Annotated in this window: 19 protein-coding genes and 2 tRNA genes; 12 read left to right on the plus strand and 9 right to left on the minus strand. The window is 65.8% G+C overall.

What is annotated here, in order from left to right:
- Positions 1-34: 34 nt before the first annotated feature.
- From WT53_RS15445 to WT53_RS15475, 7 genes are all read right to left on the minus strand, one after another.
- Positions 35-727: an amino acid ABC transporter permease gene (locus tag WT53_RS15445; protein WP_006484207.1), complete on the minus strand. Its 693-nt coding sequence runs from the start codon at positions 725-727 to the stop codon at positions 35-37.
- 123 nt (positions 728-850) lie between these two features.
- Positions 851-1,645 (minus strand): cystine ABC transporter substrate-binding protein, encoded by a 795-nt coding sequence (locus tag WT53_RS15450; protein WP_059785555.1) that lies wholly within the window; start codon positions 1,643-1,645, stop codon positions 851-853.
- A gap of 100 nt (positions 1,646-1,745) precedes the next feature.
- On the minus strand, positions 1,746-2,783 hold the full coding sequence (locus WT53_RS15455) for a quinone-dependent dihydroorotate dehydrogenase (protein WP_027807358.1): 1,038 nt from the start codon (positions 2,781-2,783) through the stop codon (positions 1,746-1,748).
- Between the two features lie 98 nt (positions 2,784-2,881).
- On the minus strand, positions 2,882-3,712 hold the full coding sequence (locus WT53_RS15460; protein ID WP_034207170.1) for an arginyltransferase: 831 nt from the start codon (positions 3,710-3,712) through the stop codon (positions 2,882-2,884).
- Between the two features lie 33 nt (positions 3,713-3,745).
- Complete coding sequence (aat, locus tag WT53_RS15465; protein ID WP_059785558.1) at positions 3,746-4,510, minus strand: leucyl/phenylalanyl-tRNA--protein transferase; 765 nt, start codon at positions 4,508-4,510, stop codon at positions 3,746-3,748.
- An 11-nt stretch (positions 4,511-4,521) separates the two neighbouring features.
- Positions 4,522-5,067 (minus strand): NUDIX hydrolase, encoded by a 546-nt coding sequence (locus tag WT53_RS15470; protein ID WP_006476111.1) that lies wholly within the window; start codon positions 5,065-5,067, stop codon positions 4,522-4,524.
- Between the two features lie 183 nt (positions 5,068-5,250).
- Positions 5,251-5,327: transfer RNA gene (locus tag WT53_RS15475), tRNA-Met, on the minus strand.
- Positions 5,328-5,524: 197 nt separating this feature from the next.
- Between WT53_RS15475 and WT53_RS15480 the strand changes: the two genes are divergently transcribed.
- The 3 genes from WT53_RS15480 to WT53_RS15490 are packed head-to-tail and all read left to right on the plus strand — an operon-like array spanning position 5,525 to position 7,550.
- Positions 5,525-6,022 carry a heme-degrading domain-containing protein gene (locus WT53_RS15480; RefSeq protein WP_006476110.1) on the plus strand — a complete coding sequence of 166 codons (498 nt, stop codon included), beginning with the start codon at positions 5,525-5,527 and terminating at the stop codon, positions 6,020-6,022.
- A gap of 9 nt (positions 6,023-6,031) precedes the next feature.
- Entirely contained in the window at positions 6,032-6,364 is a 333-nt protein-coding gene (locus WT53_RS15485; protein WP_373557168.1) for a multidrug efflux SMR transporter, read from the plus strand.
- A gap of 31 nt (positions 6,365-6,395) precedes the next feature.
- On the plus strand, positions 6,396-7,550 hold the full coding sequence (locus WT53_RS15490; protein WP_034207886.1) for an enoyl-CoA hydratase/isomerase family protein: 1,155 nt from the start codon (positions 6,396-6,398) through the stop codon (positions 7,548-7,550).
- Positions 7,551-7,682: 132 nt separating this feature from the next.
- Here the strand turns inward: WT53_RS15490 and WT53_RS15495 are convergent, their stop codons facing one another.
- Complete coding sequence (locus tag WT53_RS15495; protein WP_034207173.1) at positions 7,683-8,111, minus strand: hypothetical protein; 429 nt, start codon at positions 8,109-8,111, stop codon at positions 7,683-7,685.
- 340 nt (positions 8,112-8,451) lie between these two features.
- On the opposite strand from WT53_RS15495, the gene ssuD reads away from it, so the two are divergent.
- The 9 genes from ssuD to WT53_RS15540 all read left to right on the plus strand — a co-directional run bounded on the left by ssuD (position 8,452) and on the right by WT53_RS15540 (position 15,042).
- On the plus strand, positions 8,452-9,609 hold the full coding sequence (gene ssuD, locus WT53_RS15500) for an FMNH2-dependent alkanesulfonate monooxygenase (protein ID WP_034207887.1): 1,158 nt from the start codon (positions 8,452-8,454) through the stop codon (positions 9,607-9,609).
- A 16-nt stretch (positions 9,610-9,625) separates the two neighbouring features.
- Positions 9,626-10,438: an aliphatic sulfonate ABC transporter permease SsuC gene (gene ssuC / locus WT53_RS15505; RefSeq protein WP_034207174.1), complete on the plus strand. Its 813-nt coding sequence runs from the start codon at positions 9,626-9,628 to the stop codon at positions 10,436-10,438.
- Complete coding sequence (locus WT53_RS15510; RefSeq protein ID WP_060260469.1) at positions 10,435-11,394, plus strand: ATP-binding cassette domain-containing protein; 960 nt, start codon at positions 10,435-10,437, stop codon at positions 11,392-11,394. The genes ssuC and WT53_RS15510 overlap by 4 nt, the downstream gene beginning before the upstream one ends.
- A 57-nt stretch (positions 11,395-11,451) precedes the next feature.
- Positions 11,452-11,667, plus strand: coding sequence for a molybdopterin-binding protein (locus tag WT53_RS15515; RefSeq protein ID WP_006476104.1), 216 nt, complete (start codon positions 11,452-11,454; stop codon positions 11,665-11,667).
- Positions 11,668-11,815: 148 nt separating this feature from the next.
- Positions 11,816-12,013, plus strand: a complete 198-nt coding sequence (locus tag WT53_RS15520) for a hypothetical protein (RefSeq protein WP_034207176.1) — start codon at positions 11,816-11,818, stop codon at positions 12,011-12,013.
- 55 nt (positions 12,014-12,068) lie between these two features.
- Positions 12,069-12,314, plus strand: a complete 246-nt coding sequence (locus WT53_RS15525; RefSeq protein WP_060260472.1) for a hypothetical protein — start codon at positions 12,069-12,071, stop codon at positions 12,312-12,314.
- Positions 12,315-12,442: 128 nt separating this feature from the next.
- On the plus strand, positions 12,443-13,429 hold the full coding sequence (dusA, locus tag WT53_RS15530; protein ID WP_034207178.1) for a tRNA dihydrouridine(20/20a) synthase DusA: 987 nt from the start codon (positions 12,443-12,445) through the stop codon (positions 13,427-13,429).
- A 54-nt stretch (positions 13,430-13,483) separates the two neighbouring features.
- A tRNA-His gene (locus WT53_RS15535) sits at positions 13,484-13,559 on the plus strand.
- A gap of 967 nt (positions 13,560-14,526) precedes the next feature.
- On the plus strand, positions 14,527-15,042 hold the full coding sequence (locus tag WT53_RS15540; protein ID WP_034207228.1) for a GNAT family N-acetyltransferase: 516 nt from the start codon (positions 14,527-14,529) through the stop codon (positions 15,040-15,042).
- 89 nt (positions 15,043-15,131) lie between these two features.
- Here the strand turns inward: WT53_RS15540 and WT53_RS15545 are convergent, their stop codons facing one another.
- Entirely contained in the window at positions 15,132-15,596 is a 465-nt protein-coding gene (locus WT53_RS15545) for a hypothetical protein (RefSeq protein ID WP_034207229.1), read from the minus strand.
- Between the last annotated feature and the right edge of the window lie 338 nt (positions 15,597-15,934).

A 15,934-nucleotide genomic window follows, 5' to 3' on the forward strand; every position in this document is an offset into this window, starting at 1 on the left:
GGCCCGCGAGCGCGGCCCAGTGCAATTGCGCGGCTCAGTGCCGCGACGGCAGCGACAGGCGCTTTTCGTACCAGCGCTGTACCCATTCGAGAATCTGGCACAGGATCCAGTACACGGCCGCGGCGGCGAGATAGAGCGGCAGCGGCTGATAGGTCGCCGCGATCACTTCCTGCGCGCTGCGCAGCAGTTCGGTCACGGTGATCACCGACACGAGCGACGTGTCCTTGATCAGGCTGATCAGGCTGTTCGACAGGCTCGGCACCGCGATGCGCAGCGCCTGCGGGCCGATCACGTAGCGCAGCGTCTGCCCCCACGACAGCCCGAGGCTGTACGCGGCGAGCCACTGGCCGCGCGCGATCCCGTTGATCGCGCCGCGCATGCTTTCCGACATGTAGGCCGCGACGTTCGCGGACAGCGCGATCACGCCGGCCGGCGTCGGGTCGAGCGAGATGCCGAGGCTCGGCAGCCCGTAATAGATGACGAAGATCTGCACGAGCAGCGGCGTGCCGCGCATCAGGCTCACGTACGCGCGTGCCAGCCACGCGAGCGCGTTGACCCAGATGCGCTCGAAGCCGTCGAGCGCTTCGCTTTGCCGAATGCCCATCATCGCGAGCACGACGGCGCCGAGCAGGCCGAACACCATCGACAGCACGGCGAACTTGACGGTCAGTACGGCACCCTGGGCGAGCACCGGCAGCGATTGGACGAGCAGGGACGTTGTCGACATGGAATACGAAGCGAATACGTGCGCGAAAGCGCAATCATAAACCGGACCGATAAAACAAAGGGCGGCATCGTTGCGGATGCCGCCCTGTCCGGCCCGCCGTCGGGCGGGAAAATGCAGGCGTGCTTACTTGATCGGTTTCGTCACGTCGATGCCGAACCACTTGTCGGAAATCTTCGTGAACGTGCCGTCGGCCTCGAGTTGCGCCATCGCGTCGTCGATCGCCTTCTGGAACTTCGGGTTGCCCTTCTTGAACGGGATGCCCGACGGGTTCGCCGAGCCGACGTTCGCGCCCGGGCGCAACGGCAGATCGGAATTCTTCGTCAGGTACGCGAGCATCAGGCGGTCGTTGAGCGCCGCGTCGAGGCGGCCGGCCGCGAGATCGCGCAGGTACTCGGGCGCGCCCGGGTACGTCTTCACGTCGATGCCCGGCACCGATTTCGCCATGTCCATGTAGTTCGTGCCGAGCGCGACGCCGAGCTTCTTGCCCTTCAGGTCTTCCAGCGACTTGAACTGGCGCGTGTCGTCCTTGCGCTGGATCAGCTGCGCGGACGAGTACGTGTACGCCGGCGAGAAGTCGAGCGTTTCCTTGCGCTTGTCGGTGATGCCGACCTGGTTGGCGATCACGTCGAACTTGCCGGCCTGCAGGCCGGCGATGATGCCGCTCCATTCGGTCGTCACGAATTCGGCCTTCACGCCGAGCTTCGCCGCGACGGCCTTCGCGATGTCGACGTCGAAGCCGACGAGCTCGCCTTGCGGGCTCTTCGAGTTGAACGGCGGGAACGTGCCTTCGAGACCGACCCGCAGCGTGCCGCGTTGCTTGACCTGATCGAGGAGGTCGGCCGCATGCGCGGTTGTCGCAGCGAACGACGTGCCGATCACGCCGGCAACCAGCAGCTTCTTCAGCAGCGAAAATTTCATCGTGAGTGTCCTTGCCCTGTCCGGGTCAATGAGTCGGATAGTGAGGTCGATGATAGCAAAAACGCTATCGATATCTAAATATCGTTTGCTTATGACTATATTACGCGCTGCGTTCGCGGGCAATCGCCTTCACGCACTCCGACACGAGTGCCGGGCCGCGATAGATGAAGCCGGTATAGAGCTGGACGAGCGCCGCGCCGGCCGCCAGCTTCGCACGCGCGTCCTCGCCCGAAAAAATGCCGCCGACGCCGATGATCGGCACGTCGTTGCCGACTTCCGCGTGCAGCTTGCGGATCACTTCGTTCGACGCATCGAACACCGGGCGGCCCGACAGGCCGCCGGCTTCGTCCGCGTGCGGCAGGCCCTGGACGGCCGCGCGCGACAGCGTCGTATTGGTGGCGATGACCGCTTCGATCTTGTGGCGCAGCAGCGTGTCGCCGATTTCCTTGACCTGTTCGTCGTCGAGGTCGGGCGCGATCTTCAGCGCGAGCGGCACGAGCTTGCCGTGCAGGTCGGCGAGGCGCTGCTGCTTGTCCTTCAGCGCGGCGAGCAGCGCGTCGAGTTCGCCCGCGCCCTGCAACTGGCGCAGGTTCTTGGTGTTCGGCGACGAGATGTTGATCGTCACGTAGCTCGCGAACGGGTACACGCGCTCGAGGCAGTACAGATAATCCTCGGCCGCGCGCTCGATCGGCGTGTCGGCGTTCTTGCCGATGTTCAGGCCGAGGATGCCGCGGTAGCGGGCGGCCTGGACGTTCTTCACGAACTGGTCGACGCCGTGGTTGTTGAAGCCCATCCGGTTGATCAGCGCTTCGGCCTGCGGCAGCCGGAACATCCGCGGGCGCGGATTGCCGGGCTGCGGGCGCGGCGTGACCGTGCCGACCTCGATGAAGCCGAAACCGAGCGCCGCGAGGCCGTCGATGGCCGCGCCATCCTTGTCGAGGCCGGCCGCGAGGCCGACCGGATTGCGGAACGTGAGCCCCATCACGGTGCGGGGCGCGTCGGGCACGCGGGCCGATAGCGCGCAGGCGAGGCCCGTGCGGCCGGCCGCGCCGAGCGCGCGCAGCGTAAGGTGGTGAGCGTCTTCCGCATCCATTTTGAACAGGGATGCGCGGGCCAGCGGGTAGAGGGAACTGAACACGGGAATGGGGCGGGCAGCCGAAATGAATGACAACCCGCTATTTTACCGGGAGTTGCACGGCACGGGCGTGCTTCGCTCCGTAGCCGCCGCGACGCGCGTCAGCCCGTGCCCGAATGTCCGCCCGGCAATGGCGCGCGCGCGAGCGCCGCGTCGACGGGCGGCAGGTCGACCCGTTCGGGGTCGAGCGCCTTCCAGCGCCCGTCGATCAGGCCTTCGAGCGGATGGAAGTTCGCCTTGTAGGCCATCTTCGGGCTCTCGCGGATCCAGTAGCCGAGGTACACGTAGGGCAACCCGAGGCTCTTCGCCTGTTCGATCTGCCACAGGATGTTGTAGGTGCCGTAGCTCGTGTGCCGCTCGTCGGGCTCGAAGAACGTGTACACCGACGACAGCCCGTCGCCGAGGATGTCGATCATGCTGACCATCCGCAGCTTGCCGGGTTCGCCGCCTGGTGCGTCGAGATCGCGGAATTCGACGAGGCGCGAATTGATCCGGCTTTGCAGCAGGAACTGTTCGTACTGGTCGCGGCTGTCGCGATCCATGCCGCCGCCCGCGTGGCGCGCGGACTGGTAGCGCATGTAGAGCGCGTAATGCTCTTCGTCGTAGTGCAGCGGCGAGACCGTGGCGACCAGCGCGCGGTGCCGCTTCCACATCCTGCGCTGCGTGCGCGTCGGCACGAACTTGCCGGCCGGCACGCGCACCGGCACGCATGCGCGGCAACCGTCGCAGTACGGGCGGTACGTGAAGACGCCCGAGCGGCGGAAGCCGGCCTTCACGAGTTCGGTGTAGATGTCGGAATTGATCAGGTGGCTCGGCGTCGCGACTTGCGAGCGTGCGATGCGGCCGTCCAGATAGCTGCACGGATAGGGCGCCGTTGCATAGAATTGCAGCGCCGAAAGCGGTGAAAGCGGCAGCTCAGTCGGGTGAGTCATGGGCAGCTCTCGATGCAGGGAAGGAGTGCCGCGCTAGCGCTCGGTCCCGGAGGGCGCCGCCGTTTCGGCGGGGCTCGTCAGCGCGGCGAGCACGCGCTTGTCGAACTGCCACGGAATCGGCGGTTCGGCTACCGCGCGGCGCACGTGAGCGACAAAGGCCTTGCGTGCGATCTCGCGGCCGCCGAGCGACGCTAGATGCGACGTATTCTGCTGGCAGTCTATCATTTCCAGCCCGTGCTCGCGAAGGTGCGCGACGAGCGCGGCCAGCGCGATTTTCGACGCATCGGTCACGTCCGCATACATCGACTCGCCGAAAAACATCCGGCCGAACGAGACGCCGTAGAGGCCGCCGACGCGGCGCCCGCCGTGCCACGTCTCGATGCTGTGCGCGTTGCCGGTGCGGTAGAGCGACGTATAGGCGTCGATGATCTCGGCGGTGATCCAGGTGCCGCGCTGCCCGCGGCGCGGCGCCTGCGCGCACGCGCGCATCACGCCGGGAAAGTCGTGATCGACGCGCACCTCCCATTCCGGCTCGCGCAGCACGCGCTTGAGCGTCTTGCGCAGCGACGGCGCGACCTTGAATTCGGCCGGCACGAGGATCATGCGCGGGTCCGGGCTCCACCACAGCACCGGCTGGCCGTCCGAATACCACGGGAAGATGCCGCGCAGGTAGGCGTCGATGAGGCGCGACGGCAGCAGGTCGGCGCTCGCGGCGAGCAGCCCGGGGGCGCCGGTCGCGGGGCCGAGCGCGCGTTCGATGGACGGAAACGGATCGTCCGGACCGAGCCAGGGAACCATGGGTGCGGGGCTCAGCCGTTGCGCAGCGAGCGGAAGATATCGCCGGTGTGCACGCCGTAATCGCCGGCGGCGCGATCGGCGAAGAAGAAGCGCAGCGTCTGGCTGACGGTCGGGAACGCGATCTCGTCCCACGGGATGTCGGCTTCGTCGAACAGTTTGACTTCGAGGCTTTCCTCGCCGGCTTCGAAACCCGGATCGGTGAGCCGCGCAAGGTAGAACAGGTGGACCTGGTGCACGTGCGGCACGTTGAGCAGCGTGAACAGGTTCTGCACCTCGACGCGCGCGCCGGCTTCCTCGAGCGTTTCGCGCGCGGCGGCCTCCGCGGTCGTTTCGCCCATTTCCATGAAACCCGCCGGCAGCGTCCAGAATCCGTAGCGCGGTTCGATCGCGCGGCGGCACAGCAGGATCTGGTCGCCCCAGACCGGGACCGTGCCGACGACGTTGCGCGGATTCTGATAGTGGATCGTGCCGCAGTGATCGCAGACGAAGCGCTCGCGGTTGTCGCCCGGAGGAATGCGCGCAAGGACTTCGTGACCGCAGACGGAGCAGAATTTCATGTCGAGTGGAAGGGACGAGTTGATGCGAGTGTATCACCGGGCCGCGGCATTCTCGAACGCTCGCGCATGCCGCGGCGTGTCGCGCGAAACGGCGCTCGCGTGCGCGACGAGGGGGCGGCGCCCGGACGCGCAAAAACAAAAAGCCCGGCGCGAAGCCGGGCTTTTTGCGAAATTCTGGACGGTTGGTTGCGGGGGTAGGATTTGAACCTACGACCTTCGGGTTATGAGCCCGACGAGCTGCCAGACTGCTCCACCCCGCGTCCGTCGAAGAAATAGATTATATGGGCTATCCAGAATGCGTGCAAGTATTTTCTGATGGCCGGATGGTGGGCCCCGGCGGGGCCGGTACGGGGAAGCACGTGCGCTAGAATCGAGCGGTTTGTGTCGTCATCCCGGCAGCGGCCCTGCGCGATCGCCTCGGCGCCGTTGCGACTCTCACTACTGCATCGACGGATTCATGGACATCGCTCACGATCTGCAATCGATCGGCGCGCAGGAACAGGCGCTCGTGTTTCCCCATTTCGACCCGGCCCGCGCATGGGCGCTCGGCAACCGCATGCATGCGCTCGCGACGTCGCGCGGTCATGCGATCGCGATCGACATCGTCACGTTCGGCCAGCCGCTGTTTTACGCGGCGCTCGCCGGCGCGACGCCCGACAACGCCGACTGGGTGCGCCGCAAGCGCAACGTCGTCGCGCATTTTCGCCGCAGCTCGTACGCGATCGGCCTGCGCATGCAGCAGGCCGGCGCGACGCTCGCGGACAAGCACGGGTTGCCGGTCGCGGAGTACGCGTCGCACGGCGGTTCGTTTCCGCTGACCGTCGCCGGCGCCGGCGTGATCGGCTCGATCACCGCGTCCGGGCTGCCGCAGCGCGCGGACCACGAGTTCGTCGTCGAGGCGTTGTGTGCCGAGCTCGGTCACGACTATGCGGTACTGGCCCTCGCAAGGAGCTGAGCGATGCAACTGCCCGGTTACGCATGGCTCGCGATCGCGATCGTCGCGGAAGTGATCGGCACGTCCGCGCTGCGCGCGGCGGACGGTTTCACGCGCTTGTGGCCGTCGGTGCTCGTCGTCGCCGGTTACGGCGTCGCGTTCTACTGCCTGTCGCTCACGTTGCGCACGATGCCCGTCGGCATCATCTATGCAGTCTGGTCGGGCGCCGGCATCGTGCTGATCACGCTCGTCGCGATGCTGCTCTATCGCCAGGTGCCGGACGTGCCGGCGGTGATCGGCCTCGGGCTGATCATCTCGGGCGTCGTGGTGCTGAACCTGTTTTCGAAGATGCAGGCGCACTGAGCGTGCGCCCGCCGTTTGCCGGATGACCTTCATGACCGATTCCACTTCCGCCGCCGTTTCCGCCGAATCCGCCCAGCCCGACGTGCGTGCGTATGTCGCGAACCGCATCGGCTTTCTCGAACTGAACCGGCCGAAGGCGTTGAACGCGCTGTCGGTCGGCATGATCCGGCTGATGCAGCAGGCGCTCGACACGTGGCGCGACGATCCCGACGTCGTCGCGGTCGTCGTGCACAGCCCGCATCCGCGCGCATTCTGCGCGGGCGGCGACGTGCGCTTCTTCCACGACGCGTGGCAGCGCGGCGACCGCGATGCGGTCGACACGTTCTTCATCGAGGAATACACGCTCAACCATGCGATCTTCACGTATCCGAAGCCGTACATCGCGCTGATGCACGGCGTCGTGATGGGCGGCGGCATGGGGATTTCGCAGGCGGCGCGGCATACGGGCGGCCTGCGCGTCGTGACCGACTCGACGAAAATGGCGATGCCCGAAACGCGCATCGGCCTGTTCCCGGACGTCGGAATGAGCTGGTTCCTCGCGCGTACGCCCGGCGCGATCGGCCGTTATCTCGCGGTGACGGGCGCGACGCTCGACGCGGCCGGCGCGCTGTACGCGCAACTCGCCGACGTCTATCTGCCCGATGCCGCGCTGCCGGCGCTGCTCGACACGCTGCGCAGCATGCGTCTCGACAGCGGTGCGCAGGCCGTCGCCTGCGTGACCGACGCGGCCGCCGCGCACAAGGTCGTGCCGACGCCGGACACGTCGGCGCTCGCTGACGCGCGCGCCGGGATCGACCGGCATTTCGCGCAGCCCGATCTCGACGCGATCCTTGCGTCGCTCGACGCCGAGCAGGATTGCGCGGTGGTCGACGGGTGGGTCGAGAAGGCGACCCACGCGATGCGCGAGCAGCTGTCGCCGCTGTCGATGGCCGTGTCGCTCGAAGTCGTCGAACGCGCGCGCGGCGCGACGATGGCCGATTGCCTGCGGCGCGATCTCGATCTCACGCGCTCGACCTTCGCGCGCGGCGACGTGATCGAAGGCGTGCGTGCGCTGATCGTCGACAAGGATCACGAGCCCGTGTGGCGTTTCAAGTCGGCCGCCGACGTCGACCGTGCCGACGTGCTCGCGATGTTCGACAGCCCGTGGACGGCCGACACGCATCCGCTGCGCAAGCTGAAAGACTGACGTCGATGGGGCCGGCGCGTGCGGCCGATCGACGCGCGACGCAGAAACGGAAAGGCCGCGTGCATGTGCGCGCGGCCTTTTTCATGGACGTCGGCCGGTCCGGGCCAGACGGGCGTGTCGTTCGCGCCGGCGTTATTCGTCGCCCGCGTCGTCCGACATGAACGCGCGCATGAACACGAGCGCGCCGAAGCCCCACACCGCGTTCGCAGCGAAGCCGGCCGCGAGCACGGGCATCATGTTGCCCGACGGCCAGATGCCGCGCAGGGGATCGATCGCGAACACGCGGGCGGCCGTCAGCACGATACCGCCGAACACGAGCGCGCCGACCCACGATGCTTCGCGTTCCGGCGAGACGCGCAACAACCACGCCATCGGAATCGCACAGCACGCGCTGATCAGTGCATTCGCGACAAATTCAGGAATGCCGAGCGGCGCGAACGGTTGTGTCGAGAAGCCGGTCGCGGCGATCAGGTCGGCCGTGTGAAGGAGGGCGAGGGTGGCCTCGCGGAAGAACAGAGCGGCCAGGAAGCCGGACAGGAAGGGCAGGATGACTTTCTGCATCGATGAGCGCACCGCGGGCGCGCACGGCGGGGGCCGGACGCGCGGAGTTATTCGGATAGGTGCGTCATTATAGGGCCCCGCCGCGGCGATATTCGCTCCAGCGTCGTGCTAATCACGAAAGCGGAAAACCTAAGCTCAAAAAAATCGTTCCAAAGCCCTGTACCGATCCCTAGACTGATTTCCCGGAAACAGCCGTGCGATCGCGTCCTCGTCCGCTGCACGGCCTGACCGGCGAGCCATCCCGATTCGAATGCGCACCATGCATGCGTCGCTCATCCACGACGCGAGCAGGACGACGTTTTTTCAAATTTCGGCAGTGACAGTCAAGCAGGAGCAGCAGATGAATGTGTTCTGGTTTATCCCCACGCACGGCGACAGCCGCTATCTCGGCACGGCCGAAGGCGCACGTGCCGCGGACTACGATTACTTCAAGCAGGTCGCCGTGGCGGCGGACACGCTCGGCTACGACGGCGTGCTGCTGCCGACCGGTCGTTCCTGCGAGGATGCGTGGGTCGTCGCGTCGAGCCTCATTCCGGCAACGCAGCGCCTGAAGTTCCTGGTCGCCGTGCGCCCGGGCATCGCTTCGCCGGGGTTGGCCGCGCGGATGGCCGCGACGTTCGACCGCCTGTCGGGCGGCCGCCTGCTGATCAACGTCGTCACGGGCGGCGATGCGGCCGAGCTCGAAGGCGACGGTCTCTTCGCCGATCACGACACGCGCTACGAGATCACCGACGATTTCCTGAACATCTGGCGCGGGCTGCTGACCGCGTCGCACGACAACGGCGGATTCGACTACATCGGCAAGCACCTGCAGTCGAAAGGCGGCAAGGCGCTGTATCCGCCCGTGCAGCACCCGCATCCGCCGCTGTGGTTCGGCGGCTCGTCGCCGGCCGCTCATGCGATCGCCGCCGATCATATCGATACCTACCTGACCTGGGGCGAGCCGCCCGAGGCCGTCGCGAAGAAGATCGCCGACATCCGCGCCCGTGCCGACGCGCGCGGCCGCAAGATCAAGTTCGGCATCCGCCTGCACGTGATCGTGCGCGAGACCGAGGACGAAGCGTGGCGTGACGCCGAGCGGCTGATCAGCCGGCTCGACGACGACACGATCGCGCGTGCGCAGAAGGCGTTCGCGAACATGGATTCGGAAGGCCAGCGCCGGATGGCCGCGCTGCACGGCGGCAAGCGCGGCGGCCGCGAGACGCTCGAGGTCTATCCGAACCTGTGGGCCGGCGTGGGGCTCGTGCGCGGCGGCGCCGGCACGGCGCTCGTCGGCAATCCCGAGCAGGTCGCGGAACGCATGCGCGAATACGCGGATCTCGGCATCGAGACGTTCATCCTGTCCGGCTATCCGCACCTCGAGGAGTCGTATCGCTTCGCGGAGCTCGTGTTCCCGCTGATCAAGGGCAAGGGCGTCGAGAAGGCGGCCGGCCCGCTGTCGGGGCCGTTCGGCGAGATCGTCGGCAACAACTATCTGCCGAAGACGAGCCAGAGCTGAGCGACGGAGGCTTGCGATGACAACGAAAACGTCGACGACGAGGGGCGCCGTGGCCGCCCGCGCATGGCGCGGCGTCGCGCCGTGGCTCGTGCCGCTCGCGTTGCTGGTGGCGTGGGAAGTCGGTGCGCGCACCGGCTGGCTGTCGACCCGCGTGCTGCCCGAGCCGGTGGCGGTCGTGCGCGCGGCATGGTCGCTCGTGACGTCGGGCGAAATGTGGGCGAACGTGAAAGTGAGCACGTGGCGTGCGCTGTTCGGCTTCGCGATCGGCGGCGGCGTCGGCCTCGCGCTGGGGCTGGCGACCGGGCTGTCGAAAGCCGCCGAGGTCGCGCTCGACTCGACGATCCAGATGATCCGCAACATCCCGGCGCTCGCGATGATCCCGCTCGTGATCCTGTGGTTCGGCATCGACGAGAAGGCGAAGCTGTTTCTCGTCGCGCTCGGCGTGTTCTTCCCCGTCTACATCAATACCTATCACGGGATCCGCTCGGTCGACGCGAACCTGATCGAGATGGCGAAGAGCTACGGCGTGCGCGGTTTCGCGCTGTACCGCGACGTGATCCTGCCCGGCGCGTTGCCGTCGATCCTCGTCGGCGTGCGTTTCGCGCTCGGGCTGATGTGGGTGATGCTGATCGTCGCGGAGACGATCTCCGCGCAGTCGGGCATCGGCTACATGACGATGAACGCACGCGAATTCCTGCAAACCGACGTGGTGGTGGTCGGCATCCTGCTGTACGCGGTGCTCGGCAAGCTGGCCGACGTGCTGGCGAAATGGCTCGAACGCGTGACGCTGCGCTGGCACCCCGCTTATCAATCAGGAGCAAAGGCATGAATGCGACGACTTCGGCGGCCGCCTACGGCCCGCTCGCCGGCGCAGACCTCGAGGCCGAGCTGGCGCAGGCCCGCATCGCGGACGGCGATGCACGCGATGCGGCGATCCTCGAACGCGACGGCGGCGCGTCGGTCGTGCCGCTCGCGCGGCGGCGCGCGGGCGCCCCGGCTTCCGACGATGCGGTCACGCTATCGGGCGTCAGCAAGCGCTTCGGCACCCGCACGGTGCTCGACAACGTCGAGCTCGGCATCGCGCGCGGCAGCTTCGTCGCGATCGTCGGCCGCAGCGGCTGCGGGAAATCGACGCTGCTGCGTCTCGTCGCCGGGCTCGAGCAGCCGAGCAGCGGCGCGCTCGTGACGCGCGGCGAGGGCGGCGGCGTGCTCGATACGCGGATCATGTATCAGGATGCGCGCCTGCTGCCGTGGAAGACCGTGCTGCAGAACGTGATGCTGGGCCTCGGCCGCGGCGCGCGCGACCAGGCCCGCGCGGTGCTCGACGAAGTCGGGCTGCTGGAACGCGCGAACGACTGGCCCGCGCAATTGTCGGGCGGGCAGCGGCAGCGCGTCGCACTGGCCCGCGCGCTCGTGCACCGGCCGCAACTGCTGCTGCTCGACGAGCCGCTCGGCGCACTCGATGCGCTTACCCGCATCGAAATGCATGCGCTGATCGAGCGCCTGTGGCGCGAGCATCGGTTCACCGCGCTGCTCGTCACCCACGACGTGCAGGAGGCCGTTGCGCTCGGCGACCGCATCCTGCTGATCGAGCAGGGGCGCGTGGCGCTCGACCAGTCGGTGCCGCTCGAGCGGCCGCGTGCCCGTGCGTCGGCCGCATTCGCGGTGCTGGAGGATCGCGTGCTGAAACGCGTGCTCGCCGGCGGCCCCGGCACGGCCGATCAACACGCGGAACAAGCAGCAGACGAGGTTCGACCGGTCGGGCAGATCCGCTGGGCCGTTTAATTCCGGGCGGCTCCGGCCGCCCGTTCTGAGACTTTTTTCTTCGGAGCGATCATCCCGATGAGCATCACTGCAATCAACGTACGGAACCAGTTCAAGGGCAAGGTCAAGGAGATCATCCGCGGGTCGGTGGTTTCCGAAGTCGACGTCGAGACGCCGTTCGGCATCGTCACGTCGGTGATCACCACCCGTTCGGTGGACGAACTCGAACTGAAGGTCGGCGCCGAAGTCGTCGCGCTCGTGAAGTCGACGGAAGTATCGATTGCGCGCCTCTGAGCACGTGTGTCGCGCATCGGTGCGGCGCCGCCGGGCTGGCGACGTGCCTGGTGGCGCCGCATGTGCATCCGCGCAGCGCGTTTGCCTCGGTATTCGACTCCCGGACGAAGTGCTAGGATGGAACGACACCGATGCCGGAGGCGAACGTATGACCCCCATCCTTTCCCCCGAAGCCATCGAGGCGCTGAAATGGATCGACCAGTTCGGCGACAGCCGGCCGGTTCCCCCCGTGTTCGACGATGTCGTCCATGCGTTGCTGAATGACGGGCTGATCTATCTGGCGGCGGCCGACCGGGTCGATCTGACGGCCGATGGCCGGTCTTTCTTGTCCGACGAATACGATTGAGCGCGCGGCGCCGGCCGCTCGGGCGGTCTGGCGCGGCGTCGTCACGGAGCGTGCGATGGAACCGAGAGGCAGCGACCTCGGCGATTTCAGCGAGCCGTACCGCGGTTTCGAGATCGAGGTGAAGACCGAGCAGGTCTGGGACGGCGAGCATGCGCACTATCGCGTGCTGCAGGGCGAGGCCGTGCGGATCGACTGGCGGCCGATCAAGGTCGACGGGATGCTGCTGACCGAGCGGCGCGTGATCGAGCGCGTGCTCGACGAGGCACGCCGGGCGGTCGATGCGGAGCTGGGCGACGGCTAGCGCACGCGTCGGGCGGGGGCGGCCAGGATTGCGGTAAAATATCCGGTTGTTTCCGCGCCGTCTGGCCTGTACCCGATTCCATGTCCGTTCCGTCCTCGCTTCCTCCCCGCCGTGTATCCGTCGCGCCGATGCTCGACTGGACCGACCGTCATTGCCGGTCGTTTCACCGCACGCTGACGCGCAACACGTGGCTGTATACGGAGATGATCACGACGGGCGCGCTGTTGTTCGGCGACGCCCAGCGGCATCTTGCGTTCACGCCGAGCGAATCGCCGATCGCGCTGCAACTGGGCGGCAGCGAGCGGGACGATCTCGCGCGTGCGGCGAAGCTCGGCGAGCAATGGGGCTACGACGAAATCAACCTGAATTGCGGGTGTCCGTCCGAGCGCGTGCAGCGCGGCGCGTTCGGCGCATGCCTGATGAACGAGCCGCAACTCGTTGCCGACTGCGTGAAGGCGATGTGCGATGCGGTGTCGGTGCCGGTGACGGTCAAGCACCGGATCGGTGTCGATGCGGTCGAGGACTACGCGTTCGTGCGCGACTTCGTCGGCACGGTGGCCGAGGCCGGTTGCGAGACGTTCGTCGTGCATGCCCGCAACGCGATCCTGAAGGGGTTGTCGCCGAAGGAGAATCGCGAGATCCCGCCGCTCAAGTACGACTATGCGTATCGGTTGAAGCGCGATTTTCCGTCGCTGGAGATCGTGATCAACGGCGGCATCACGACGCTCGATGAAGTCGAGCAGCATCTCGAGCACGTCGATGGCGTGATGCTCGGCCGCGAGGCCTATCACAACCCGTACGTGCTGGCGGAGGTCGATGCGCGCTTTTACGGATCGAGCGCAGCGGTGCCGACGCGCGAAGAGGCCGAGGCGCAACTGATCGCGTATTGCGCGGCCGAGCTGAAGCGCGGCACCTACCTCGGCGCGATCGTGCGGCACGCACTCGGACTGTATCGTGGCATGCCGGGCGCGCGTGGCTGGCGTCGTGTGCTGTCGGACAACAAGAAGCTCGCGCGCGGCGATCTGGCCGTGTTCGACGAGGCACGTGCGCATCTGAACGAAGCCGAAGAAATTTTTGAAAAAAAGGCTTTGCAAGATTCAAAAGTGTTCGTATAATCTTGTTCTTCGCTGCTGAAACAAAACAGCGAAACGAAGCAAGCAGTATCAGTGGTGGCTGTAGCTCAGTTGGTAGAGTCCAGGATTGTGATTCCTGTCGTCGTGGGTTCGAGTCCCATCAGCCACCCCAACGAATTCAAGCAAAAAGCCCGGTTCATTGAACCGGGCTTTTTGCTTTCTGGCGTTCGGATACAGCCACGGTGTGTTTTGGTCACGGCGTCTTTAACGAAGTGGCGCACCGTATTCAATGAATCAACCGCGATACCATCTCGGCCTCGCGCTTCAAAAGACCGATAGCGCTAAAACGCACTGCGCGACAGCAGCATCAAGCGCATGAAAGCGGACACCCTATACGCAAGACAATCGAACGCCGTAGCGATGAATTCGACGGTTGCGAAATCATCGTCGCGTTCGTACAGCCGTCCGGCAGCACTTGGATGGCGAGCGTGCGGGTTCGCAAAGATGGAATCGAGCCGCCACGCGATATGACTTCGATGCCGAATATCAGACCGTCGGGCGAAGCGAGGCGGGCAGGAATCGAAATCGGGCGTGCAATCGTGCGTGGTATCGACCGATCGCACCGCTTGTCCGGCATCTCCGATGTGGAGACGGACATGGCGACGAGACCGCGAACGTACTTCATATCGCGTTTCCGTGTCGTTGCGACGACAACGTTCGTATCAGTTTGCCCGCGACGCTTCCTTTCCGCCTAAGGTTCCCGCGCGCCGTGCCGTTATCTTGCCTGGACAGCCCTCGTGCCTCGAATGCTGATCCGTTTTCTTGCCTGCTCGCGCAAAACGCGAGCAGGCTTTTTTCGTTTACGGCGTTCGTAACCCGCCGATTGGCGGAATCGAACAGGGGCTTGGCGCAAACCGACAAAGCGCAACAGTCTTACACGCGTGTAATGTATGACCTTCCTCGTGCCCTCATGCTTTGCAGGGCCGTTCGATCCCGACGACCGGAGAAGGCGTCGGGATTTTTTTTGCCGCGTGCCGACCTTCCGACGACGAGCCCCTGCGAAATGCCTCCCGCAAAGCACGGTATATTTTGCGACGACACATGCCGATCGAGAGAACGAGCACGAGGAGTTGCTACCGATGCCGGACACCCGGACCACACTGCGCGCCGCGACGGCGCACGACGCGAACCACATTGCTCGCCTGCACACGCTGAGCTGGCAAACCGCTTATAGCCACATCCTTCCGGCCACCTATCTGTCCGACGAGGCGCCGACCGAGCATGCGATTCGTTGGCGCAAGTATTTCGATCGCAACGCGCGCGACTGGGGCTTCGTGCTGATCGCCGAATCGAATGGCGAGCCGGTCGGCTTCGTCAGTGCCGAGCGCCCCGTCGATCCGGCGCTGGGTGTGTTGCTTGACTGCCTGCACGTTCATCCGTCGCATCATGGCGGCGGCACGGGCAAGCGCATGATCGAAGCGGTTCGCGCATGGGCGCGGTCGATCGGCGTGGACAAGGTCCATCTGCAGGTGCTGGAGGGCAACGTGCGTGCGATCGGGTTCTACGAACACAACGGCTGGCAATTGGCCGGTGTCGAAACGAGCCGCATCGGCCGGACGGAAGTCGTCGACCGGATTTACGCGATCCAGGCTTGAACGCATTGCCGGCGTCGGCGTGCCGCGCACGCAGCCGCGGCCGGTCCGCTACGGCATCGCGGCCGGTGAAATCCGGACGGACTTCGCCATCATTCGCCGCAATACCGGACCAGCAAATCGGCTTCGGTCTCGTGGATTTCGACAGGCAAGATCGTCGCGCCGGCATAGGCGAGATAGCGCGCGCGATGCTGGCCGTTACGGAACGACGCGACGCCGATTTTCGACAGGCCGGGAATGCCGAGCAGCGTTCGCGTTCTCATCTCGCGAAACGTGATGAACGGCATGTCCGGAATCCGGTCCCGGTCCGGATCGAGGAATTCGCGAATGCCCGCGGCCTTGCCGGGTGCCCAATACTGAACCGACGGCAGCACATAGTCGGTGGTGTCGCGGTCGGCGCAGGTCAGCAGTTTCTTCAAGTCGACCGTCACGACCCGATGTCGAGAGTCGTCGGACGAAAATACCCGCTTGAGGTGCGTGTAGGCATAGGGCGCGTGCCCGGGAAGCTGGACGATCCAGACATCTACGTCGCCTCGTCGCGCGTGAGCGAGCGTCATTGATTTCCTCTGGTGGCGCAAGCGGCCCTCGTGACTCGAGTTTAGCAGCGCGGACGGCTGTACAGCAGTTCGATACCAAAAATAGGAAAATGGAGCGACTTACGGCTCAATCGACAAAAAGAATGGGAACGATCATGGGTTGACGGTCCATATCGACAGGTTGCGAGAATATCGCGATACTGCCAGCGAGAATGAAACCCTGCGCGAAATTCACGCAAGATTCACACGGTGTCGCGAAGCACGCCGGGCATCATGAAAAATGAGAGAGCGCATTGAGCGGAGAAGCCATGTCGTCGAAACTCGAGATCGAATATCTGGATTACTGTTTCACGGCGACG

This window comes from Burkholderia sp. MSMB2157WGS (assembly GCF_001532755.1).
In the GTDB taxonomy this organism is placed as follows: domain Bacteria; phylum Pseudomonadota; class Gammaproteobacteria; order Burkholderiales; family Burkholderiaceae; genus Burkholderia.